Annotated in this window: 9 protein-coding genes; 3 read left to right on the top strand and 6 right to left on the bottom strand. The window is 70.9% G+C overall.

Annotated elements, in window-relative coordinates:
• Together ACHWVH_RS07985 and ACHWVH_RS07980 are read right to left on the bottom strand one after the other, a co-directional pair.
• Window positions 1-10,609: filamentous hemagglutinin N-terminal domain-containing protein (locus ACHWVH_RS07985; protein WP_394686953.1), on the bottom strand; the 10,609-nt coding region annotated here is incomplete at its 3' end.
• A gap of 73 nt (window positions 10,610-10,682) precedes the next feature.
• On the bottom strand, window positions 10,683-12,323 hold the full coding sequence (locus tag ACHWVH_RS07980) for a ShlB/FhaC/HecB family hemolysin secretion/activation protein (protein ID WP_394686957.1): 1,641 nt from the start codon (window positions 12,321-12,323) through the stop codon (window positions 10,683-10,685).
• 343 nt (window positions 12,324-12,666) lie between these two features.
• Here ACHWVH_RS07980 and ACHWVH_RS07975 point away from each other — a divergent pair, with 343 nt between their 5' ends.
• The 3 genes from ACHWVH_RS07975 to pyrF all read left to right on the top strand — a co-directional run bounded on the left by ACHWVH_RS07975 (window position 12,667) and on the right by pyrF (window position 15,026).
• Window positions 12,667-13,290, top strand: coding sequence for a hypothetical protein (locus tag ACHWVH_RS07975; protein WP_394686952.1), 624 nt, complete (start codon window positions 12,667-12,669; stop codon window positions 13,288-13,290).
• A gap of 90 nt (window positions 13,291-13,380) precedes the next feature.
• Window positions 13,381-14,295 carry a 5'-nucleotidase, lipoprotein e(P4) family gene (locus ACHWVH_RS07970; RefSeq protein WP_043093728.1) on the top strand — a complete coding sequence of 305 codons (915 nt, stop codon included), beginning with the start codon at window positions 13,381-13,383 and terminating at the stop codon, window positions 14,293-14,295.
• Window positions 14,292-15,026, top strand: coding sequence for an orotidine-5'-phosphate decarboxylase (gene pyrF / locus ACHWVH_RS07965; RefSeq protein WP_394686951.1), 735 nt, complete (start codon window positions 14,292-14,294; stop codon window positions 15,024-15,026). Before ACHWVH_RS07970 ends, pyrF begins: the two co-directional genes overlap by 4 nt.
• Window positions 15,027-15,204: 178 nt before the next feature.
• On the opposite strand, the gene ACHWVH_RS07960 is transcribed toward pyrF, so the two are convergent.
• The 4 genes from ACHWVH_RS07960 to ACHWVH_RS07945 all read right to left on the bottom strand — a co-directional run bounded on the left by ACHWVH_RS07960 (window position 15,205) and on the right by ACHWVH_RS07945 (window position 24,079).
• Window positions 15,205-16,722 (bottom strand): tryptophan halogenase family protein, encoded by a 1,518-nt coding sequence (locus ACHWVH_RS07960; protein WP_394686950.1) that lies wholly within the window; start codon window positions 16,720-16,722, stop codon window positions 15,205-15,207.
• Between the two features lie 118 nt (window positions 16,723-16,840).
• Window positions 16,841-19,864 carry a TonB-dependent receptor domain-containing protein gene (locus ACHWVH_RS07955; RefSeq protein ID WP_295928599.1) on the bottom strand — a complete coding sequence of 1,008 codons (3,024 nt, stop codon included), beginning with the start codon at window positions 19,862-19,864 and terminating at the stop codon, window positions 16,841-16,843.
• Window positions 19,865-19,955: 91 nt separating this feature from the next.
• Window positions 19,956-20,999: a LacI family DNA-binding transcriptional regulator gene (locus ACHWVH_RS07950; RefSeq protein WP_394686956.1), complete on the bottom strand. Its 1,044-nt coding sequence runs from the start codon at window positions 20,997-20,999 to the stop codon at window positions 19,956-19,958.
• 14 nt (window positions 21,000-21,013) lie between these two features.
• Window positions 21,014-24,079, bottom strand: coding sequence for a discoidin domain-containing protein (locus tag ACHWVH_RS07945; RefSeq protein ID WP_394686949.1), 3,066 nt, complete (start codon window positions 24,077-24,079; stop codon window positions 21,014-21,016).
• Window positions 24,080-24,240 lie beyond the last annotated feature (161 nt).

Raw genomic sequence — 24,240 nt, 5'->3', positions numbered from 1 at the left:
GGTCGTTGCCTGCGACCACCGCCAAACCCTTGCCGGCGTCGAGCTTGGCGGCGGTCAGGTTGACGTCGTGGCCGGCGCTGAGCACCAGGTTGCCGCCGGCGGTGAGCGCCTGCTGGTCGATGTCCTGTGTGGTCGTGGTGGTGACGACCTTGGTCTTGCCCTGCCGGGTCTGGTCGGTGACGGTGTGGCTGTCGCCCAGCACCGACGTGACATTGAGATCGTGTCCGGCCGCGGCGATCAGGTTGCCATCGGCCTTCACTTGGGCCTGGCGGATGGTGAGGTCGTTGCCGGCGGCCAGTTGCAGGCTGCCGCCGGTGGCGATGCTGGTGCGCACCGTGGCCTTGCCGTTGGCGTCGGCGACCGGGGTCAGCGACAGGTCGTGGCCGGCCTGCAACGCAGCGTTGCCGCCGGCGGCGATCGCCACCCCGTGCAATTGCAGGTCGTTGCCGGCCTGCAGGGACAGGTTGTTGCCGACGGTCAGGCTGGTGCCATCGCCGCCGCGCACCAGGCCGGACTCATCGCGTAGCGCGGTCGGCTGCAGCGTGAGGTTGTTGCCCGCCTGCAGCGCCGCGCTGTTGCCGGCCTGCACGGTGGTGCCGGTGAGGCTGAGGTCGCGACCGGCCTGCAGCAGCAGGTTGTTGCTGGCGGTGATGCCCGAACGCAGGTCGCCGCCGGCGAGGGCGTCGCGGGTGGTGCTGGTCAGGTCGCGGCCGGCACCGAGCAGCACGTCGCGGCCGGCGATCTGGCCGCCGAGGTTGAGCAGGTCCTGCTTGGCCTGCAACGCCACGGTACCGCCGGACACGATACGGCCCTGGTTGAGCAGGTTACCGGCGGTGGCGCTGACATTGGCGCCACTGATGGTGCCGCTGTTGCTCAGGCCGGCCGCGGCATTGAGCACGGTGTCGCCATTGCCGCCGGCCAGTAGCGCACCGTCGCTGCGCAGGGTCAGCGCGGTCTTCGACGACAGGTACACCACCGGCACCAGCACCTTCTGACCCTGGTACTCCTGTTCCACCATCCACACGATGTCGTGGGTCAGCGCGGCGACCTGGTCGGCGGTCAGCGCCACGCCCACGCTCAGGTGCAGGGTGCCGGCCTCGGCGACGCCGCCATCGAGCAGTGCGCGGTACTGGGCCACGCCGTCGGCGTAGTTGCCCAGGTAGCGGCGGCCGGTGAGCTGGGTGATCTGGTCCAGCACCAGCCGCTGCTCGTAGAAACCATCGCCGAGGCGGGTCTGGGTCCACTGCGGATCCACGCCGAGCTTGTCGAGCAGGTAATCGCTGCTGATGAAATTGTTGTAGTCGACGAAGCGCGGATCGGTCTCGATCAGGTAGCGGCGGCCGGGGGCGCTGGTGTTGGCCTTGACCCCGCCCAGGCCGTTGGCGGCGCGACCCAGCGTGTTGACGCTGGCGCCGTTGCTGCCGACCAGGCGGTACAGCCCGCCCATCGGCAGCACGATGTTGCCCAGCGGCGCGCCGACGCCGCCGACCACCTGCGGCACCTGGCCGGTGCCCGGATCGATCTGCTGGTACTGGCCCGGCACGGTGCCGGCGGTCAACACCGCCTGCGCGGTGCCGGCCTGGACCTGGCTGCGGCTGCCGCTGCTGGCGCCGCCGAGTTGGGCCTGCACGCCGCTGGCCTGGACCTGGGACGCAGTGGCGCTGCTGCCACCGACCAGGGTGGCCTGGCCGTCGTCGATGCGGATGGCACCCAGGCTGGCGGTGGCGATATGGTTGCCCACGTTGGCCTTGGTCGGGGTCGCAGCGGTCTGCGCCTGCACGGCGATACCGCCGGCGCCGTCGGCGCTCATCGTGCCGTACCGGTTCAGGGCCCCGCCCTGGGTGGCGTTGAAGGACGCGCCGCCGATGCTGCGGCCGTCGCTGCCGACCGCGCCGTTGCTGATGGTGGCGCCGCTGATCGCCACGCCCTGACCACCGGTCATGTTGGCGGCGAGGGCGATGTAGCTGGAGTCGACGGTGGTGCTGGATAGTTCCACCTGCGTCTCGTCGTACCCGCAGATCGGTTTTTTGCCCTTGTTGATTCCCGATACAGGCGTTCCCGCACAGTCGTCGATGTAGGCAGTGACCTTGTGCTCCACATCGCGCTGAACAACCTGCTGCTTCAGCGCCAGCGCCTGGTTCGCCACGGACTCGTTGCCAGTGACCATGCCGTCGTAAAGACCTGCGACACCGCGCTGGTTGACCATCAGCGCGCCAGCAGCAGCAATCGTCGATGCATTGTTGGTCACGCTGCCGGACAGGGCGATGTTGCCACCGGCCGCGATGCGCCCTTCGGCGCTAGCCGCGATCAGGCGTTCGCGCTGCTCAACAGAATAGCTGCGGAATACGCCTGGCGCCTCGCCACGATACGGGTAATAGATGTAGTACGGGACCTTGGGATAGACGATGCTTCCGCTGTCGATCCGCTCGCTCGGCATCGCTGCATTAGCCGCTGCTTTGTCCGCATCCGACAGCGGGCCGGTCTGGGTATTCAGCACCCTTCGCCGATTGTTGATCTGGTTCGCCGCAATCAGGATGCTGCCATCGGCCTCGATGCTGCCGGAGACGTTGTCCAGCGTGCCGGTGCGCGCGGTGAGCGTGCCGTTGCCGTCGCGCGCGGCGCCGATGGCGATGTTGCCGAGGCTGAAGATGCGCGCATCGCGGTTGACCAACTGGTCGCGCACCAGCAGGGTCATGCCGCTGGTGGCGCCGATCAGCGCGCTGCCGTAGGCGGCGTTGTCGGTGGCGCCGCCCAGGTCGGCGCCGTTGACCAGGGTGCCGGTGTCCACCAGCACGTTGCCGCCGACCAGGCTGCCGGTATTGGACACCGACCCGGCAGTGACCTGCAGGTTGCCGCTGGCGGAGAGGTCGCCGGCGTTGCTGACGCTGCCGCCGGTGTTCAACTGCACGTTGCCCGAGCGCATGCTGGCGCCGGCCACGTTGTTGATGCTGCTGGCATTGATGCCCAGGCTGCGCCCGGCCTGCAGCGTCGAGGCGTTGACGAAGTTGCCGCCCACCGCCAGGCGGAAGTCGCCGTTGCTGGTGATGTCGGCACCGGCGCGATGGGTGTAATCGCTGCGGATGGTCAGGTCGAGCAGGTTCTGGCCGAGGATGCTGCCGCCGCCGTCGAAGCCGACGGTGTCGATGACCACGTCGCCCGCGCCGCCGGCGCTGCTGCCGGCGCCGATCTGCCCGCCGCTGTTGCTCAGGCTCTGCAGATTCAGGCGCACCGCCTGTTCGGCCTTGATCCTGCCGTTGCGGTTGTCGAGCGTGGCGCCGCTCCGCTGCAACAGCATGCTGCCGCCGGCGTAGACGCTGCCGCCCTGGTTGTCGAGCGCATTGGTGTTGGCGATCAGGTCGCCGCCGGCGACCAGTTGCCCGCTGCCGTTGGCGATGCTGGCGGCGTCGAGCACGACGCTGCCGCGCCCGCCCAGGCTGCCGCCGACGTTGCGCAACTCGCCGCCGGTGGTGAGCCGGGTCAGGCCGCCGCCGTTGTTGACGACGCTGCCCTGGCTGTTGTCGATGCGGCCGCCGGACAGGGTCATGGCGTTGCCGCTGTCGAGCTGGCCGCCGCTGTTGAGCAGCGCGCCGGTGACCGCGACGCTGAGGTCGCGAGCGGCGCCGATGCGGCCGCTCTGGTGGTTGTCGAGCTGGCCGCGCGCGGTCAGCGCCAGGTCGCGCCCGGCCTGCAGGGTCCCGGCGCTGTTGCTCGCGTTCTCCGCGTTCAGCGTCAGATCGGTGCTGGCGCCGATCACGCCCGCGTCGTTGTTCAACGTATGCGCCAGATCCACGCGCAGGTCGCCACCCGCACCACCGCTGCTCAGCGCCTGCATGGTGCCGCCGCGGTTTTCGAGGCTGTCGGCGCGCAGCACCAGGCTGCCGCCGGTGGCCTGCACCACGCCGAGGCGGTTGTCGAGCGCGCCGCTGCCCAGTTGCACATTCAAGCCGCGTCCGGACACGCTGCCGCCGATATTGCCCAGGCCGGCCGCGGTGACGCTGGCATCGCCGGCCGCGGCGATGGCGCCGCCCTGGTTGTCCAGCGTGTTGCCGGTACTGAGCTGCAGCTGGCCCTGGGTGAGGATGCGCCCGCCGGCATTGCCGAGGGCGCCGCTGCTGCTGACCATCAGCGTGCCGCCACCGGCGTGTTCGATGCGCCCTTGTGCGTTGTTGATCGACGCCGCGCCCAGCTGCAGGTCGCTGCCGTTGCTGACCAGGCGGCCGCCGCCGTTGTCGAACGCGCCGGTGACCGCGATGCGGGTGGTGCCGCTGCCGCTCTGCACCAGGCTGCCGCTGCCGTTGCGCAGCGTCGCCGCGCCCAGGTCAAGGCCCGCCGCCTGCAGCGTGCCGCCGACGCCGTTGAGCGCGCTGTTATCCAGCGCGCCACCCGCGCGCACGGTGAGCAGGCCGCCGGCGAGCAGGTCGGCGCCGCGGTGGTCCACGTCGCCGCTTGCGGTCAGCGTGGCGTTGCCGCCGACGCGGGCGGTGCTGCCGGCCAGCGCGAGTTGCGTGGCATCGGCGGCGAGGTTGCCGGCGGCGATCAGGCGGCCGCTGGCGCTGAGCGTGCCATCGGCATGCAGGGTCAGCGCGCCACTGTTGCCGAGGCTGCCATCGGCGCGCACGCCGGCCGCGGCCACGCCGCCGATGGCGACATCCCCGCCGCTCAGGCGCAGATTGCCGCTGGACAGGGTCTGCCCGGCGTTGTCGATACGCTGGCCCTGCAGCGCGATGTCCGCACCGCTGACGGTGCCGTGCTGGAGCACGCTGGCGTCGCTACCGAGCAGGACCTGGTTGGCGTTGAGGGTGCCGGCCACGGTCAGGTCGCCGTGCGCCTGCAGTTGCAGCGTGGTCGCCGCGCTCAAGGCGCCACTCTGGTTGAGCGCGCCGCCGGCCTGCGCGCTGAACCCGCCGGCCGAGGCCAGGGTGCCGCCCAGGTTCAGGTCGCCCTGGCTGACCAGGGCCACGTCGCCGGTTTCGCTGCCGAGCTGGCCGCTGCTGGCGACGCTGGCTGCCTGCACGCGCAGGGCGCTGCCGGCGATCAGGTCGCCGCGATTGTCGACCGCACCGTTGGCGGTCAGCGCCAGGCGCTGCACGCCGTAGCTGCGCCCGGTCTGCTGCAGCGAACCGACGTCCAGCTGCAGGCGCTGGCGCGCACGCAGCGCGCCGGCGTTGCTGAGCAGGCCGCTCACGGTGAAGGTGGCGTTGCCCAGGGCGGCGAGCGTGCCGCTGCCGCTGTTGGTGGCACTGGCGGCGGTGAGGCTCAGGTCGCTGCCGGCGACCACCTGAGCGGCGTTGGTGAGCGCGCCGGTGGCACGCAGGTCGATGGTCGATGCGGCCTGCACCAGGCCGCCGAGAGCGAGATCGCCGGTGCTGGTCATCGCCAGCGTGGTGCCGGCGTCGACGGTGCCCTGGCTGTCGATGGCCGCGCCGTTCAATTGCAGCGCGCCGGCACTGTGCAGCACGCTCTGGCTGCCGCTGCGCAGGGTGCCGCCGGCCTGCAGGGTGGCACTCTGGCCGGCGCTGACGGTGCCGTTCACCTGCAGATCGCGCTGCGCCTGCGCTTGCAGTCCCTGGGTCGTGGCGAGCTGGCCGCCAAGGGTCAGGTCGCGCCCCGCACGCAGGTCCAGCGCCTGCGCGCTGAGCGTGCCGGTCTGCAGCAGATCGCCCTGCGCCTGCGCGCTGAGTGCGGTGGCGGCGGCGACGGTGCCGCCCAATGTCAGATCACCCTGGCTGGTCAGCGTCACCTGGCCGCTCTGGCTGCCGAGCTGGCCTGTGCTGGCGATGCGCGCGGCGTCGAGCTGCAGGTCGCGCTTGGCGATCAGCTCGCCCTGGCTGTCGATGGCGCCGCTGGCGCGCAGGCTCAGCGTGTCGCCGGCGTAGGCCTGGCCGCTGTGCTGCAGGTCGCCGACCTGCAGGGTCATGGCCTGGCCGGACTGCAAGGTGCCGGCGTTGGCGAGGGTGCCGGCGGTGGTCAGGGCCAGCGCGCCCTTCGCGGCGAGGCTGCCGCCTTGGGCATTGGCGATGCCGGTGGCGGCGACGCTGAGGTCGCGGCCGGCCAGCACCTGCGCGGCATTGGTCAGTTGGGTGCCTGCGGCGAGCGCGACATCGCGCCCGGCCTGGGCGACGCCGGCCACGGTTAGGGCGCCATCGCTGCGCAAGGCCAGATCGGTGGCGGCGTCGAGCGTGCCGCGGCTGTCGAGGCTGCCGCCTTGCAGGGTGATGGCACCGGCCGCGCTCTGCAGCACCGCCGCGTTGCCGGTGGTCACGCTCGCACCCTGCAGTTGCAGGTCGCCGGTGGCCAATGCCTGGCCATCGACGCTGAGCGCGCGCTGCGCCTGCAGCGTCGCGCCGGTGGCGCTCTGCAACCCACCGGCGACGCCGACATCGCGCCCGTTCAGGGCGATCGCGCGCGCCTTGGCCACGCCGTCCAGGCGCAGGTCGCCCAGCGCAGTGGCGTTCAAGGCCTGCGCGGCGATCACGCTGCCGCCCAGCTGCAGGTCGCCCTGGCTGGTGAGCGTGACCTGGCCGTTCTGGCTGCCGAGCTGGCCGCTGTTGCTGAGGCTGCCCACGTCCACCAGCAGGTCGCCGCCGGCGATCACGTTGCCGCGGTTGTCCATCGCGCCGCTGCTGCGCAGCGTCAGCGCCTGGCCGGTGGACAGCGTGCCGCTGTGCTGCACGCTGCCCGCCTGCAGTTGCAGCGATTGCTCGCCGCGCAGCAGGCCGGCGTTGTCGAGCAATCCAGCGACGTGCAGATCCAGCCCGCGGCCGGCGGCCAGCGTGCCGGCGGCGCGGTTGACCGCGCTGCCCGCCTGCACCTGCAGATCGCGCCCGGCCACCACGCGGGCGCTGTTGTCGAACGCGCCGGCGGCGGTCAGCCGCACGTCGTTGCCGCCCTGGGCGATGCCGGCCAGGTGCAACGCGTCCTGGCTGTGCAGGGTCAGGTCGGTGCCGGCGTCGAGCGCGCCCTGGCTGTCGATGCTGCCGCCGTCCACGGCGATGGCCGCGGTGCTCTGCAGCACCGCGGCGCTGCCGGTGCCGACGCTGGCGCCGCGCAGCTGCACGTTGCCGCCGGCCAGCGCCTGCCCGTCCAGTTGCAGCGCGCGCAGCGCCTGCGCCTGCAGGGTCGACGCACTTTGCACCGTGCCGGCCATGCTCAAATCGCGCCCCGCCTCCAGCTGCACGGACTGCGCCTTGCTGATGCCGCCGTGCAGCAGATCGCCCGCCGCCTGCAGGCGCAGCGCGGTGCCGGCGATCTGGGTGCCGGTCACTTGCAGATCGCCGGCGCTGACGACGCCGAGCTGTCCATCCTGGCTGCCGAGCTGGCCGCTGCTGGCCACGCTGGCGGCGCTGATCGCCACATCGTGCTTGCCGATCAAGTCACCGCTGTTGGTCAGTGCGGTGGCCGCCTGCACGGTCAAGGTATCGCCGGCATAGGTGCGGCCACTCTGTTGCAGGCTGCCCACGGTCAAGCTCGCGGCCTGGCCGGCCTGCACCAGGCCGGCATTGTCGAAGCTGCCCTGCACGTTGGCGTCGAGCGCTCCCTGGGCGAGCCACTGGCCTTGCGCCTGGTTGTTGGCGCTGGCGGCGGTGAGTTGCAGCGCACGCCCGGCGAACACCTTGGCCTGGTTGTCCAGGGTGCCATCGGCCAGCACCGCGACGTCGCGCCCGGCCTGGGCGAGACCGGCCAGCTGCATGTCGCCCGTGCTGTGCAGGCGCAGATCGGTGCCCGCATCCAGTGTGCCCTGGCTGTCCAGCGCGGCGGTGTCCACCTGCAGGGTGGTGGCGCTCTGCAGGATGGCGCCGCTGCCCAGCGCGACGCTGGCGGCGTTGACGCCGACCGCGCCGCTCGCGCTGGCCTGGCCGTCCACGCGCAGCGCACGTTGTGCCTGCAGTTGCAGGGTGTCGGTGCTCTGCACCGTGCCGGCCACGCCCAGGCTGCCCGCGGCAGCGAGCTGCACGCCGGCCGCACGCAGGCTGCCGCGCTGCTGCAGATCGCCGAGCGCCTGCGCGTTCAAGGCGACGGCGGCCACGACCACGCCGTCGAGTTGCATGTCGCCGCGGCTGTTCAGCACGACCTGGCCGCGCTGGCTGCCGAGCTGGCCGCTGCTGGCGAGACTGCCCACATCGAGCTGCACGGCGTCACCGCCGACCAGATCGCCCTGGTTGGCGACGGCGCCATCGACGGTCAGCGTCAGCGTCGTGCCGGCATTGGCCGAGCCGGTCTGCGCGAGGCTGCCGGCGCGCAGGCCGAGCGCACCACCGGCGTACAGGTGGCCGTCGTTGGACAGCACGGTCGCACTGCTCAGGCTGGCATCGCCCAGGGCCGACAGGCTGGCGCCAGCGGCGTTGCTCAGGCTGACGGCGTTGGCGCTGAGCGCGCCGCCGGCCACCACCTGGGCCTGGTTCTGCAGCGCCCCGGCGCTGCTCAGCGCGAGGTCGCCACGCGACTGCACGGTGCCGGCCAGCGACAGGTCGCCGGCGCTGCGCAGCGCCAGGGTGGTGCCGGCATCGAGCACGCCGGCCTGGGCGATGCTGGCGCCATCCAGCGCCAGTGCGCCGCCGCTCTGCACCTGCCCACTCTGCAGCAATGCGCCCTGCGCATGCAGCGTGGCATTGCCGCCGGCCGCCAGGGTGGCGCTGCTGCGCAACTGGCCATCGGCGCTCAACTGCAGATCGCCATCGGTGCGGACCACACCGTCCAGCGTGGCGTCGCCGGCCGCCCGCAGTTGCGCGCTGCCCGCGCCCAGGGTGCCCGATTGCAGCAAGGCGCCGCCGGCCTGCGCGGTCAGCGCGCCCTTTGCCGCCACCTGCCCGGCCAGGGCCAGGTCGCCGCGACTGCGCAGGGCGACATTGCCGCCCTGGCTGCCGAGTTCGCCGCTGCTGCGCAGCTGCGCCGCGTCCACGCTCAGCGCCGCGCCGGCCACCAGGCTGCCGCTGTTGTTCAGCGCCGCCGTGCTGGCGAGCGTGGCGTTGCGCCCGGCGTAGCTGCCGCCGGAGTTGCCGACGCTGGCCGCGTCGATGCGCAGGTCGCGGCCGGCATACAACGTGCCGGCGTTGTCCAGTGCGCCCGGCGTCGCCAGCGCGATGTCGCCGCCGGCCGAGACCACCGCACCGGCCGCATTGCCGATCGCTGCCGCGCCCAGGTCCAGGCGCCCGCCGGCGCTGAGCTGGCCGAGCGTGTCCAGGCGTCCGCCGGCCTGCACACTCGCGTCCTGCCAGGACTGCGCGAGGCCGGACAGGCGCATGTCGGCGTCGCTGCGCAGGCGCAGGCCCACACCGGCGTCGAGCACGCCGGCGGCATCGATCCGCGCCGCCTGCACCGCCAGGCTGCCGGCGCTCTGCACGGTGCCGCCGCGCTGCAGCCAGGCCGCGCCGGCCTGCAACTGCGCCGCGCCACCGGCGTAGGCGCTACCGCTGCTGCGCAACTCGCCGCTGGCACTCAGCGCCAGATCGCCGCCGCTGTAGAGGCTGCCGCCGGCGTCCAGCTCCGAGCCGAACAAGCTGATGGCGCCGGCGCTGCTGCGCCCGCTGTGGGCCAGCGCGCCGCTGGCGGCGGCGTCGAGCAGGCCATGGGCGATGGTGTCGCCGCTCAGCGCCAGTTGCGCGGCGCGCAGGCGCACGCCGGCCTGCTGCGAGCCGAGGACGCCTTGCTGGCTCAGCGCGCCGGCCGCGCGCAGGTCGACGTCGTCGCGGGCCACCGCGGTGCCGGCCAGGCTGAGCTGGCCGGCGCTGTCGATCTGCAGGCTGCCGCTCTGCGCGGACAGGGTGCCGCGGCTGACCACGCCCACGCCGGCCTCGGTGGCGATCAGGCGGATGCGGTCGGCGTACATGCCGCCCAGGTACGCCACGTCGATGCCGATCGCCGGCGGTGCGCCGTCGCTGCCCGGCAGCACCTCCAGCAGCATGCCGTCGTAGCCGATACGCTGCGCACCGGCGCTGGCCAGCAGATCCTTGGCCCACACCGAACCGCCCACGCTCAACTGCCGCGACAGCAGATCCAGGCGGTCCACGTTGTACGCGTCCAGGCCGTTGCTGCCGATGCTCAGCGCACCGCCGGTGATGGAAAACCCGTTCAAGGCGCCGTCGGCGCCGAGCAGCGGGGTGCCGGTGGCCAGGGTGACGCGCGAGGTGTTGAGGAAGCCGCAGCCGTCGCAGACGATGCCGTTGGGATTGGCGATCACCAACTGCGCCTTGGCCCCGGCGATCTCGGTATAGCCCTGCAGGCGGCTGGTGGTGGAGGTGACTTCGTTGAGGATCAGCGTGGCCGCGCCGCTGTTCTTCAGATTGTCGTTGCCGGCGATGTAGCCGCCGAGTTCGGTCTTGGAGATCTGCGCGCTGTTGTTGAGGATCAGGCCGTTGCTGCCGACGTCGAAGCGCGAATAGCGGTTGTGCGAGACGCCGCGCGCGTTGGGGGCGACGATGTCGACCACCGGCACGCCGTTGGCGGCGGCCTGCTGGCCGGGCTGGCGCCCGTCCGGATTGGCGACCGGTGCGACCTGCGCGTACAGCGGCAGCGAGGTCCAGGTGACGGTGCAGCACAACAATGCGGCCAGGCCGCGCTTGAGCGGCTCGAGCAGGCGGTGGCGGCGGTCGTCGGTACGGTCCATGTGCATCGTCGTGTCTCTCGTGCCGCCACTGGCGGCAAAACCCATCGCATCCCCTGCCGCCGGCCGGCGGCAGGCCGTGTCAGAACTGGTAGATCAGGCGTACGCCGTAGGCCGGCTGCGCGCTGTGGAAGTCGCGCGGTGCGTGCAGGTCCCAGCCGGCGAAGCCATCCCAACTGAGCCCGCCGTGCGCGCCGCGCACGCCGACGAAGCCGCCGACCAGGCTGCGCCCGGCTTGCGCGGCGGCGCTGGGTCCGGCGATGCGACCGGCATCCACGCCCAGGTACGGGGTGATGCCCAGGCGCTGCACCGGCAGGTTGAGGCTGTTGCGCCAGTACGCGCCGCGCTCGGCGCCGAGGGTGCGTTCGCCGTCGAAGCCGCGCACGCTGTAGCGCCCACCCAGGGTGATGAATTCCGAACCCAGCAGCAGGTGCGGGGAGGTCTGCGCATGCAGGCTGCTGTCCCAGCTCATCGCCACCGGGCCCAGCGCGAACGGCAGACCGGCGCTGACATCCAGGGTGGTGACGCCGTAGCGGTAGCCGGGGAAGCCCACCGCCGGGTCGTAGCCGGTCCATTGCCCGTCGAACCACGGGGTACCGCGGCGGTGCCCAAGGCGTGTGTCCAGCTGCAGCTTGCCCAGGTAGTGGCGATGGCTGAGGTAGAGCTCGGCGCTGGTGGTGTGGCGGCGCTGGATGCCGATCTCCACGCCGTCCAGGTAGCTGCGTGCGGCGCGCTTGGCCACCACCATGCCCAGCGTGGTCTTGCTGGTGCCGGTGCGGTGAATCACCCGCTGCACATCCAGTTGCGCGCTGTCGGAGCTGCCGCTGGACTGGAAGCTCTGGCGGAAGCCGTCCACCTGCTGGTGGTAGCGATACGACGACAGCGACAGGGAGAACGTCCACCAGCCCCAGGGCACGCTGTAGGACAGGCTGTTGCCGCGGGTGCCGCGCGCGGCGCCATCGTCCACCAGGTCGTGGTTGTAGCCGATCGAGAGCAGGTCGTTGATGCCCAGCGGCGCATCCAGGGCGAAATCGACGCCGCCCTGGTAGCGGCCGGTCGCCTGCACGCCCGAATCGTCGGCGTTGAGCACCGCGCGCCAGCGCTTGCTGCGCTGCATGGTGATCAGCAGGTCCGACTCGCCGGGCTGCTCGCCCGGCGCGATATCGATCTTGGCGTCCTGCGACGGCACCCGCTTGAACTGCTCCACGCCCTGCTCGATCGCGCGCAGGTCGAGCACGTCGCCCGGCCGCAGCGGCAGCGCACCGCGCCAGAACACACGGCCGTCCGCCGACTGCACCCGCACCTGGCGCAGGCGCCCGGGCAGCAGTTCGAAGCGCAGCTCACCGCGGGACAGGTCCTGCGCGGGCACGCCGAGGCGGGTGGTGACGAAGCCGCGCGCGACCAGTTGGTCGAGCGCGCGGCGGCGGATCAGGTCGATGCCGGCCGTGCCGATGCAGCGGCCCTCGTAACGACGCAGCGACTGCCACAGCCAGGAAAAGCGCGCCGCGTCGGGACCGGCGCCGCTGAGGCGGACGCGCTGGATCGGGAAGCACAGCGCTTCGGTCGGCAAGGCGATGCTGCGCATGTCCGCCGGGGCTTCGGTCTCGCGCGGGCCCACGAACGGCGCCTGCCGGTCCTGCTCCTGCTGACGCTGGACCTGCTCGGCCTGGCGCAGTTGTTCCTGGCGGTCGAGCGTGCTCGGCGGGTCCTGCGCCTGCGCCATGGGCACGCTGGCGAACAGGCACGCAGCCAGCACAATGCGAGAAGCTCCTTTTCTCCGACGATTCACTGCGACGTCCCCTGTGACGCTTCCCGCGTTTGCCTGCGGTGCAGGCGCGATTGCGCCGCAGCGCACCAGGCGCCGCGCCGCACGGTTTTCCATACTTGGAAGTGTGGTGGAAACCACAGTGCGGCGGCATCGGGAAGCTCCCGACACGCTGTCGGTAAATCCCCTGCAAAACAGGCGCTTGCGAGAATTTCATCACCCTCGCAAAGGACCCAGGTCACAACTGGCGCGCGATCCACGGCGGCTGCCACACTCTTGGCTCACACCTCGAAGGCCTCGCATGCTGCCGCTCCTCCTCCTGCTGGCCCTGGCCTCGCCCGCTGCCCACAGCGCCGCAACGCCGACGCCGACGCCGACGCCGACGCCGACGGGCTGCGGCGCGGCATCGGCCGCGCTGGCCGAGACCGAGGTCTGCGATCCACGCCGCGGCGTCCTGCATCTGGCCTATCGCGCCGGCCGCATCGTGCTGCAGGTGCCGGGGCGCGCACCCACCGTGCTGGAAACCATCCCGCGCGCCTACGCACCGGAGCTGATCGGCAGCGCGCGCGCCATCCGCCTGCTGCCGACCCGGTTGCAGCCGTATCTGGCGCGCGACCGCCTGCTGTACCTGTCGGTGCGCCGTTCCTCGCCCGGGGACGGACATGGCTACTGCGGCGCCGGGGCGGAGATGGCGCTGACCGTGGTCGACCTGCACGGCACGCCGTCGATCCTGGCGCGGGTGCCGGTGTCCAGTTGCCTGGACAACATCGATCTGGACGCGCCCGACCTCGACGACCTGACGCCCTACACGGTCCGCGACGGCCGCCTGCGCATCCGCTTCAGCGCCTATGCCGGCCACGACGATGCCGACCCCATCGAGGCGGTGCTCGCCCCGGACCTGCACGGACTGACGTTCGCACCCTGAGCGCGGCAGCCCGCCTGCGCCACCGCGCGCCGCGCCTGTCATCGCAACCGGCTAAAATCCGCGGTTCATTTGCCCAGGTTTCCACACCCGATGACGCCGATCGCCCGCACCGCACTGGCCTGCGCCGTGCTCGCCCTGTCCGCCTGCAAGCCGCAGGCGCAGGTCGCCGACCCCGCCGCCAAGCCGGCCGCCCCTGCAGCTGCCGCCACGCCCGCAACTGCCACGCCGGGCGCCGCCGACGACAACCTCAACGCAGTGCTGTGGATGCAGCGCTCGGCCGAGTACCAGGCCCTGGCCGAGCAGACCTATCGCGCCGCCGCCGACCGCCTGGATGCGGCGCTGAAGGAGCCGAACTGGGACGCGCTGGTGCCGGAGGAGCGCGGCAACGCCGCCGCGGGGTTGAAGCCAGCGGTGGTGATGGACGTGGACGAAACCGTGCTGGACAACTCGCCGTACCAGGCGCGGCTGATCCGCAACGGCAAGGAATACGACGAGGTCACCTGGGACCAGTGGGTCGCCGAGAAGAAGGCCAAGCCGATTCCCGGCGTGGTCGATTTCGCCAAGGCCGCCACCGCCAAGGGCGTCACCGTGCTGTACGTGACCAACCGCGCGGTGCACCTGACCGACGCGACCCTGGCCAACCTGCGCAGCGCCGGCCTGCCGGTGGCCGACAACAGCGTGCTGCTGGGCCTGGGCACGGTGGTCAAGGATTGCGAGCAGAACGGCTCGGAGAAGAACTGCCGGCGCAAGCTGGTCGGCCAGCAGTATCGCGTGCTGATGCAGTTCGGCGACCAGCTCGGCGACTTCGCGCAGGTGGTGGCCAATACCCCGGAAGGCCGCGCGCAGTTGCTGCAGCAGTACCACGACTGGTTCGGCGAGCGCTGGTGGATGCTGCCCAACCCCAGCTACGGCTCCTGGGAGCCGGCGCTGTTCAACAACGACTTCACCCAGTCGCGTGCCGCCCGCCACCAGGCCAAGGTGCAGGCGCTGGAGCTGGCGCAGTGAGTCGCGCGCCGCTGGCGCTGGCGCCGCACGAGCGCCTGATCTTCGCCCTCGACGTGCCCGGGCGCAGCGAGGCGCTGGAGTGGATCGAGCAGCTCGGCGAGGCGGTGGCGTTCTACAAGATCGGCATGGAACTGCTCGCCTCCGGCGAATACTTCGACGTGCTGGACACGCTGGCCGGGCGCGGCAAGCGCGTGTTCGTGGACCTGAAGTTCTTCGACATCCCGGCCACGGTGGGCGGGGTGATCCGGCGGCTGTCGCAGTGGCCGGTGGACTACTGCACCATCCACGGCTGGCACCCGGCGATGATGCAGGCCGCGGCCGAGGCCAACGGCAGCGACATGCGCCTGCTGGCGGTGACCGTGCTGACCTCGATGGGCCGCGCCGACCTGGCGTCGATGGGCATCGACCGCGCACCGGAAGACGTGGTGGTGGAGCGCGCGCTGGCCGCGCAGGCGGCCGGCATCGACGGCGTGATCGCGTCCGGCCAGGAAGCGGCGCCGATCCGCCGCGCCACCGGCGCCGGCTTCTCCATCGTCTGCCCCGGCATCCGCCCGGGCGGCCCGGTCGGCGACGACCAGCAGCGCACCGTCGGCGTGGCCCAGGCCTTCGCCGACGGCGCCGATGCGATCGTGGTCGGCCGGCCGATCCGCCAGGCGGCCGATCCGCGCGCTGCCGCCGAGGCGATCCAGCGGGAGATCGCGCTGACGTTGGCCGGCGGCGCTGTCAGTTGATTTCAAATCAATGACTTAGAAAGCAACTTCTAAAGCATTGCTTTAGCTTCGGCGTGGCGGTAGCATGCCCAGCGTCCGGCGTTGCCGGAGATGTGCCATACCGTTCTCCGGCTTCGGTCGGATTAGAAGAGGCCCGCGCCTGGTGCGCGTGGCCTCTTTTTTTGTGCCCGCGTCGCGCTCAGGCGGGCCGGGCCGCGCAGTAGCGGTCGATGAAGGCCTGGTGCGGCGGCATCGCGTCGGCGCAATGGCCGATGGTCTGCTCGACGCTGGCCATGAAGCGCTCCAGGTCGGCCTGCGGCACCTGGTCCACCAGCGGATGGTAGGCGCGCGGCAGGATGCCCTGCCCGACCATCACCTGCACCCAGCTGATCTCGGCGAACATCTCGTCGCCGTTGCGGTAGAAGCGGCCGCTGTCGCGGAACAGCGCCAGCGTCTCCTCCAGTTCCGGGGTGATCGGCATGCTGCGGCAGTGTCGCCAGAACGTGCTGTCGTCGCGCTCGGTGGCGTGGTAGTGCAACAGCAGGAAGTCGCGGATGCGGTCGAACTCGAAGGCGATGCGCTCGTTGTAGCGCCGCACCAGTACCGGGCTGATGCCCTCGCGCGGGAACAACTCCAGCAGCTTGGAGATGCCGGACTGGACCAGGTGGATGCTGGTCGATTCCAACGGCTCCATGAAGCCGCTGGCCAGGCCCAGCGCGACCACGTTGCGGTTCCACACCTGCTTGCGGCGGCCGGTGACGAAGCGCAGCGGCCGCGGATCGGCCAGGGCCGGGCCGTCGAGGTTGGCCAGCAGCGTGGCCGCGGCCTCGTCGTCGCTGATGTGCGCACTGCAGTACACGTAGCCGTTGCCGGTGCGGTGCTGCAGCGGAATGCGCCACTGCCAGCCGGCGGCGCGCGCGGTGGCGCGGGTGTACGGCGTGGGCGGGCCGACCTTGGCGCAGGGCACCGCCAGCGCACGGTCGCACGGCAGCCAGTGGCTGAAATCGTGGTAGCCGGTGTGCAGCGCCTGCTCGATCAGCAGGCCGCGGAAGCCGGAGCAATCGATGAACAGGTCGCCGGCGATCGCCTCGCCCGACGCCAGGCGCACCGCGCGCACGTCGCCCGATTCCGGATGCAGTTGCACCTCCTCGACGATGCCCTCGCGCCGGGTCACCCCGCGCTGCTCGGCATAGCGGCGCAGGAAGCCCGCATACAGCGCCGCATCGAAATGGTAGGCGTAGGCGATGTTGGCCAGCGGCGAATTCGGCGGCACGTCGGTGGCCGAAGTCATGAAGCGGTCGCGCTTGGCGGCGACGGTGTTGAGCGTGTAGGCGCCCAGCGGCCTGGCCTTGCCGGCCAGCGCCTGCTTGAACCAGTAGTGCTGGAACGGCAGCAACCCGAGCGGATGCCCGATCTCGGTGCCGAAGCCGTGCACGTAGGACGTGCCCGGGCGCTGCCAGTCGGCGAACTCGATGCCGAGCTTGAAGCTGCCCTGGGTGTGGCGCACGAACTCGGCCTCGTTGATGCCGAGCAGGTTGTTGAAGGCCTTGATGTGCGGCACGGTGGCCTCGCCGACGCCGACGATGCCGATCTGCTCGGACTCGATCAAGGTGATGCGGTACTCGGGGCCCAGCACACGCGCCAGCGCGGCAGCGGCCATCCAGCCGGCAGTGCCGCCGCCGACGATGACCAGGTTGCGAAGAGGGGCGGCGATCATGCGTGCAGGGTCCTGTACCGAGGAAAGGGGCGACCGCAAACGCGGACGGGGCCACGCGGCCCCGTCCGTTGAAACCCCACGCGCGCCGGTCGGGCACGCGCGTGGGTCATGCGGTGGATCAGAACTTGGCGCCGATCTCGAAGGTCACGGTGCGCGGCACGTACATGATGTCGCCGGTCTTGTTGATGGTGATGTTCGGATCGAAACGGCCATCGGAGCCGAAATCGTTGTACGAGTACGACGCGTAGTTCTTGAAGTTGAAGGCGTTGAGCAGGTTCACGCGCGCGGTCAACTTGAAGTCGTTGTACACGGTGAAGTCCTTGGTCGCCTGGAAGTCGACCGTGCGGTAGCCCCAGATCTTGCCGCCGACCAGGAACTTGCCGCTGCCCGGCGGCACCGCCGCCACCTGCTGGCAGGTCGCGCCGTCCGCATCGGTGTGGCCGTAGCAGGCGATGGTGTTGATCGGCTCCGGCGTCGCCAGCACCACCTTCGCGCCGAAGGTCAGGCCCCACGGACCGTCGATCGAGCCGGAGGCGACGAAGCGGTGCGCCGACACGGCATCGGACTTCACGAACGGATAGTCGTGGATGGTCGCCTTGTCGAACGCGTACGGCTCGTCGATGTTGCGGTTCTGACGCGCGCTGGTGTGGGTGTACGACAGGGTCAGACCCCAGCCCGATTCCTTGGTGTACGGCTTGTCGGCCGACAGCAGCACCTGGCTGCTGCGCTGCTCCAGGCCATTCATGCCGATGATCGTGTTCTGGTAGCCCGGCACCGGCTGGCCCCACGGGGCGCTGCCGTTCTGGAAGTAGGAACCATCCGGGTAGCGGTTGATCAGCGACATCGCGAAGCCGTCGTAGCTGAGCACGCGCTGGAAGGTCACGTCGGTCTGCCAGTCGCCGACCTGGTTGGTGATGCCGATGCTGTACTGGTCGCTGTACGGCGTCTTCAGGTGGTTGTTGAACATGAACAGTTCGGCGCTGCCGCTGACGCCGGGGATGGTGTTCAACTGGTCCACGCCATTGAGGTAGCGCGGATCCCACGCGGTGCAGACGCGGTCGCCACGGTAGCACTGGCCGGTAGCCGGGTTCTGGAAGTACACCGCGACCGGCGACAGCGCGGCCTTGCTGGTTTCCAGCGCCAGCTGTTCGAACAGGTTGCGATCGTAGGAGCGGCCGGCACCGCCGTGCAGCACCGAGCTCTCGTCGCCGAAGAAGTCGTAGGAGAAGCCCAGGCGCGGTGCCCAGCCATCCTTGAAGTTCTTGCGGTTGCGACCGGTGCTGATGTAGTCGGCGACATTGATGCCGCTGGGCAGCAGGCGGTTGGCCCAGGGCTGGCCCGGGTTGGCCGGATCGTTGGAGTACAGCGCGTTGACGAAGGCCTGCGAGGTGACGAAGTCGGTGTAGGCCGGGCTGTCCTCGTAGTCCCAACGCACGCCGACGTTGATCATCAGCTTGTCGGTCGCCGCCCAGTCGTCCTGGATGTAGATGCCGTACTGCTTGGACGGCGACTCCACCGTGGCCTTCTGGCCGGGGGTGTTGTACGGCGCGACGTAGTCCACGCGATACGGCGTGGCGGCGACGCCGTTGTTGTTGACCGCATAGCTGAACTGCGGGTTGAGCGCAGCGGCATCCTGCGAGGTCAGCTTGATGTCCTTGTAGCTGACGCCCATCTTGATGGTGTGCTCGCCATGCCACTGGAAGCTGGTGAAGGTCAGGTCGTTCTGCAGGAACCAGCCCTTCTGGCTCTTGCGCTGCACGTTCAGGCCGCCAGCGGAGCCGGTTTCCAGGAAGGTGTATTCGCCGACGTTGGGATCGTTGTAGTTGAGGTACTTGTAGACGACGCCATTGCCGATGCTCTTCGGATTCGGGTTGTTCTCCGAATCCTCGGTGCCGACGATCAGCTCGTTGAACCAGTTGTCGGCGCTGTGCTGCCAACGGATGTTGGCGCGCTTGTCCTTGTTGATCTTGTTGGTGCCGTGCTCCGGCGTGCTGGTGCCGCCGACGTTGCCGGTCTGGGTCTCGTCGCGGTACTGGCCGCTCAGTTCGATGCGGTCGCGATCGGTCGGTTCGAAATCGATCTTGCCGAAGTACAGGTCCTCGGTGAACGGCATGTTGGCCGCACCGAACTGGCTGGACAGGTTGGACGGCAGCAGACCCACGTACGGCTGCGCGGTGCTGTCCGCCTGCACGCTCTTCGGCACCACGTTCTCCTTGCCTTCGTATGCGACGAAGAAGTGCATGCGGTCCTGGATGATCGGGCCGCCCAGGGCGAAGCCGTATTCCTTGGTCTGCGAATCGATCTTGCCGTTCGCTTCGTCGGGACGCTTGTCGCGCAGATCCTGGTCGGTGTAACGGTAGAAGGCTTCGCCGTGGAACTCGTTGGTGCCGGACTTGGTGGCCGCGGTGATCGCCGCGCCGCTGATCTGGCCGTACTCCGCCTTGTAGTTGGAGGTGATGACCTTGTACTCGCCGATCGCCAACTGCGGGAACGGGTTGCCCTGGGTGTCGCTCTGGCCGGCGATGCCGCCGCCCTTGACGTAGCTCTTCTGGCCGACGCCGTCGATGTACAGGTTGCCGGCGCTGGCATTGGATGCACCGCCGCGCAGCTTGGTGTTTCCGTTGCCGTCGATCTGGAACACCATGCCCGGCACGGTGTCGGCGAACTCCAGGAAGTTGCGGGTGGCCTGCGGCAGCTGCTGGATCTGGTGCAGCGACACCACGTTGCCCACTTCCGAGGTCTTGACGTCCTTCAGCAGCGGCGCGCTGACGGTGACGGTGTCCAGGGTGGTCGCGTTGCCGCCGGCGGCGGTGGTACCGGCGTCGAGATCGACGGTGGACGAGGACGCGACCTGCAGGGTCACCGTCTTGGTGACGCCGTTGGCCTCGACCTTGTAGGTGCCCGGCGGCAGGCCGACCACGGTGTAGTTGCCGTTGGCGGCGATCGGCGCGCGACGCACCGAACCGGTGGCGACGTTGGTGACGGTGACTTCGGTGCCGGCCTGGGCGGCGGCGACCTGGCCGCGCAGGGTCGCGCTGCTGGACTGGGCCATCGCCGGCATCGTGGCGAACAGGCAGGTGGCCAGCGCGCAGCACAGCAGGCTGCGTGCGGGCAGGTTGGAGGCGGAACGCGATTTCTTCATGACTAAAGCCCTCCCAGGGCGGTCAACGGGATCATTGTTGTGTTCTTTTAGGTGGTGCAAAAAAACGACATCGGTGCTGCATGCGTCGGTGTCAGTCCATGGCGGTCCCTCGCTGGGCACTGGAAGCACGAACGATGAGTTGCGGAGCGATCGCATTGGCCGCTGCCGCCGACGCCGCCGGAGCGGCATGCGGCTCCAGCGCACCGAGCAGCAGTTGCATGGCGCGGGCGCCGAAGCCGGCGATGTCCACGCGCATGGTCGTCAGGGCCGGATGCACGTAGCGTGCCATCGGCACGTCGTCGAAGCCGGCCAGGGCGATGTCCTCGGGCACGCGCAGCCCCGCATGGGTGAAGGCGAACAGGCAGCCCAGCGCCATCATGTCGTTGGCGGCGAACACCACGTCCGGCCGCTGCCCCTGCAGCAGGGCTTCGCCGGCGCGGTACCCGGAGGCCTCGTCGAAGGCGCCGGGCAGCACCAGCGGTGCCACCTGCGGGCAGCGCTCGCGCAGTTCATCGCGGTAGCCGCGCAGGCGTTCGCGCGCATCGAAGTTGTCGTCCGGCCCGGCGATGAAGGCGATGCGGCGATGGCCCACGTCCAGCAGGTGGCGGGTCATCGCACGCGCGCCGCCGTAGTTGTCGACGTTGAGCACCTGCGCCTCGCCGATGCGCTCGGCGCAGTTCATCAGCACCGCCGGCAGCGTGCCGGGCAGCATGTCGGCCGGGTCCTCGGCATCGCTGGCCATGGACGGCGACATGATCAGCAGTCCGTCGACGCGTCCGGGCATGCGCCGCACCGCCAGCCGCTGCTGTTCCGGCTCGCCGTGGTAGCTGGACACCAGCAGGTGCAGGCCGCGCTCGCGCGCCACCGTGTCGATGCCGCGGATCAGTTCGGAGAAGAACTCGCCGTGCAGGTCCGGCAGCACCACGCCGATGGTGTGGGTGCGGCGGCTGCTCAGGCTGCGCGCGGCGTGGTGCGGCACGTAGTGCAGGGTGCGCGCGGCTTCCAGCACGCGCGCGCGCACCGACTCGGCCACGTGCTGGTGGCCGTTCATGGTGCGCGACACGGTGGCCACCGAGACGTTGGCCAGGCGCGCCACGTCCTTGATGGTGATGTTGGCGCGCTGGTCCGGCGCCATGACGGGGGGCGGGCTCACCAGCGTGCCTCCAGGGTCCGGAACGGCTTGGACAGGGTCACGCCGCCGGCGTCGTATCGGTCGATCCGGCGGCCGTCCACGCGCACCTGGGTCGGCCGCGTGCGCGTCGGCCAGACCACGCGCACGGCGGTGCCGGCGCGCAGGCCGCTGTCGAGTTCGACGCGCAGCCGCCCGTCGCGCTGGCGCGCGCGCAGGCCGAGCGTGCCGTAGGCGGTGGGCAGGCGCTGCACGGCCAGGCCATCGTCGGCGAGCCAGGCTGGCGGCACGCCGGGCAGCAGCACCAGCGCGTCGTCGCCCTCGTGCATGAGCATGCCGAACAGGGTGCGCGCGTACTCGGCGCCGATCCAGGTATGCGGCATGTCGCCCAGGTAGCGCGGGAAGCGCAGCCGCGACTGCACCACCTCGGCCAGCACCTGCCATTCGAACGGGCGGCGGTCGCGCAGCAGGTCCTGCAGCAGTTCGTCGGCCACCTGCGGCTGGTCCAGATGCACGTAGGTCAGCACGTTGCGCATCTCGTACGGGGTGTAGGCCCACAGCGCATTGGGTTGCTTGCGCTGGCGCACGTCTTCCAGATAGCGCGCGAAGGTGGTGCGCAGCGCCGCCTCCGGCAGCAGGTCCTGCTGGCCGGTGGGATCCAGCGCGATCGAGACGCTGGTCGGATCGCCGTCGCCCAGGTCGGCCGCAGCGGGAATGTAGTCCGCGCCCTTCCACGCCATGGTGGCGCGGATGGAAGCGGCCAGCGAGCTGCGCAGCGCCGCGTACTGTTCGCGCGCCCAGGCGGCGGTGGCGGCATCGCCCAGCGATTCGGCCAGCCAGGCGCCGTCGTGCCAGCCCTTCAGCGCCCAGTAGTCGTCCCAGTAGCTGTGGGTGGGGCTGGAATAGCCTTCGTGGCTGATCGACGGGGCTAGGATGCCGCGGAAGCGTTCCGGCGCCGGCTGCTCGGCCATGTAGCCCGGCACCAGGGTGCGCTCGCGCAGTTCCTGCAGGAACTGCATCGCCAGCTTCACCTTCGGCAGGTAGGCGCGCACGCTTTCCGGGCCGCCGTGCAGCCGCGCGACGTCGGCGACCAGGGTGATGTACTCGCCCTGGCTGTCGTACTCCAGGTCCGAGCCGAAGCCATCGTTGACGCTGCCGTCGTCGTTGAGGATCGGCGAGACCAGCCCGTTCGGGTGCACCGCGTGGTCGCTGTACCACTGCAGGTAGTCGCGCGCGACCTGCGCCTGGCCCATGCGCAGCAGGATCGCCGAGGTGGCCATGCCGTCGCGGATGAAGGAACGGTTGTAGTTGCGCGGCCCCGGCTGCATCGCCGGGCCGGTCTGGTTGATCAGCATGTACGCGGCCTGCGCGCGCAGCATGTCCACCAGGCTGGCGTCGGGCAGGCGCAGGCCGACGTTGCCCAGGCGCTGCTGCCAGTCCGCGGAGACCTGCTCGGCCAGCGCGTCGAAGCTGCGGCCCGCGTCGCCACGGCCGGCGGCGAGCAGGGCGTCGCGGTCCAGCGGCGGCGCCGGCGGCAGACGGCCCTGGGCATCGGCGCTGGCGGTGCCCAGCGGGAATGCCAGCACCACATCCTGTTGCGCACCAGGCGCCAGGCGCACCGTGTAGTTCAGCATCGCCGCGGCCAGGCCGTCGGCGTCGTGCGCCTGGCGCTGCGCCGGCAGCGTGCCGGCGGCGACGTGGCGGGTGATCTCGGTGGCGCCGTTCGCGCCGAACGCTTCGGCGCCGCCGCCGCTGGGCGCGCTCAGCGAGGTCAGCAGCGCACGGCCGTTGACCCGCACGACGTCGCCGTCGACGGCGACGTCGTGGATCGGCGACAGGCCGCCGTTCTGCCACGGCGGATTCATCTGCATCGGCCGCACCAGCAGCGACAGGGTGCCGCTGACCGGGGTGGTGCCGGTGTTGCGCAGGCGATGGCGCAGCAGCGTCACCGGCTGGCCGTCGCGTTCGATCGCGAAGGTCTCGCTGCGCAGTTCCAGCCCCGGCTGCGGCGACCAGCGCACCGACGGCATCGGCTTCCAGCCGTCGCGCAAGGCGTGGGTCAGCGCATGGCCGTCGGCGCCGGCGGCGGTGCCGGAGGCGTCGCGCCACAGCGGCTGCACCAGCGGCGCGCCCTTCCACGCCTCCAGGTTGCCGTACTCGTCGAAGATCGATTTCTGCCGGCCGGCGTGGATGCCGACCGCGGTCCAATAGGTCTGCTGCATGTGCAGCGAGGCCGGGAACAGCGCGCGCGTGGTGCCGCGCTGCGCGGCGACCTGGTAGCGCTTCATCGGCGTGATCACCGCCTTCGGCCCCAGCAGGCGCAGGCGCGCCAGGGTCGGCGCGACGCCACCGGGCGCGGCGTCGACGCGCAGGCGCAGCGCGCGCACCGGCAGCGGCGCGGTGCCGGCCAGGTAGGCGCTGTCGCTGTCGCCGGCCTGCGGGTCGTCGGCCAGCGTGCGCCAGCGGCCCGCGGCGTCCTGCGCCTGCAGCTGCGCCGCGCCATGCGCGCTGGCGAACTCGACGATCAGGCCGGCGCTGTCGAACGCGCGCGGGAAGGCGATGTCCAATTGCCGCGCCTGCACGCCGCTGCCCGGCATCGCCACCGCGGCACCGCCCTGCCACAGCGCCGCGGCGTCGGCCGCGGACACGCCACGCAACTGCACGGCGCCGGCACCCAGCGGCTCCATCTCGTAGATCGACACGCCCCAGTCGGCGCTGCGCGCGGGCGCAGCCAGGCGCAGGTAGCGGGCCAGATGCGGCGCGAAGAACACGGTCTCGGTGCCGCCCAGCGAATCGGCCATCGTGTACACCGTGTCCCAGCGCTGGCCATCGCGCGAGGTCTGCAGCAGGAAGCCTTCCGGATTGGAGGTGTCCCATTGCAGGCGCACGCCGCCGACCTGCGCGGCGCGGCCCAGGTCGATCTGGAACCAGTGGCCGGGACTGAAGGCGCCGGCGGTGCGGGTGCTGGCGTCGCCGTCGATCAGATAGCCGATCGCCTGCGCCTTGACCTGCTTGGAGGAACTGGACGCCTGCCATTGCGCACGCGGCGGCAGGCGGCCGTCCTGCGCCTGCACCGGGGCCGTCATCGCAAGTCCGTACAGGACTGCGGACAACACCCAGGCGCAGCGGCGCGCGCCACCGTGACCGAGCACTCGGATGATCTCTGACGAATATCGCACTGGGTCCCCCGGCCAGCACCGCCTCAATCGAGGTGGGCGGACGTTAGCAGCAACTGCAAGCGGTTACA

Origin of the sequence: uncultured Xanthomonas sp. (assembly GCF_964278005.1) — a bacterium.
In the GTDB taxonomy this organism is placed as follows: domain Bacteria; phylum Pseudomonadota; class Gammaproteobacteria; order Xanthomonadales; family Xanthomonadaceae; genus Xanthomonas_A; species Xanthomonas_A sontii.
This window is presented reverse-complemented; position numbering and strand designations above follow the sequence as displayed.

What these genes read in the sequence shown, in the direction of transcription:
- ACHWVH_RS07980 (WP_394686957.1), bottom strand. Translation starts at nt 12,323, where the DNA reads ATGGCGCAGGCGCAGGACCCGCCGAGCACGCTCGACCGCCAGGAACAA.
- ACHWVH_RS07975 (WP_394686952.1), top strand. Translation starts at nt 12,667, where the DNA reads ATGCTGCCGCTCCTCCTCCTGCTGGCCCTGGCCTCGCCCGCTGCCCAC.
- ACHWVH_RS07970 (WP_043093728.1), top strand. Translation starts at nt 13,381, where the DNA reads ATGACGCCGATCGCCCGCACCGCACTGGCCTGCGCCGTGCTCGCCCTG.
- ACHWVH_RS07960 (WP_394686950.1), bottom strand. Translation starts at nt 16,722, where the DNA reads ATGATCGCCGCCCCTCTTCGCAACCTGGTCATCGTCGGCGGCGGCACT.
- ACHWVH_RS07955 (WP_295928599.1), bottom strand. Translation starts at nt 19,864, where the DNA reads ATGAAGAAATCGCGTTCCGCCTCCAACCTGCCCGCACGCAGCCTGCTG.
- ACHWVH_RS07950 (WP_394686956.1), bottom strand. Translation starts at nt 20,999, where the DNA reads ATGGCGCCGGACCAGCGCGCCAACATCACCATCAAGGACGTGGCGCGC.
- ACHWVH_RS07945 (WP_394686949.1), bottom strand. Translation starts at nt 24,079, where the DNA reads ATGACGGCCCCGGTGCAGGCGCAGGACGGCCGCCTGCCGCCGCGTGCG.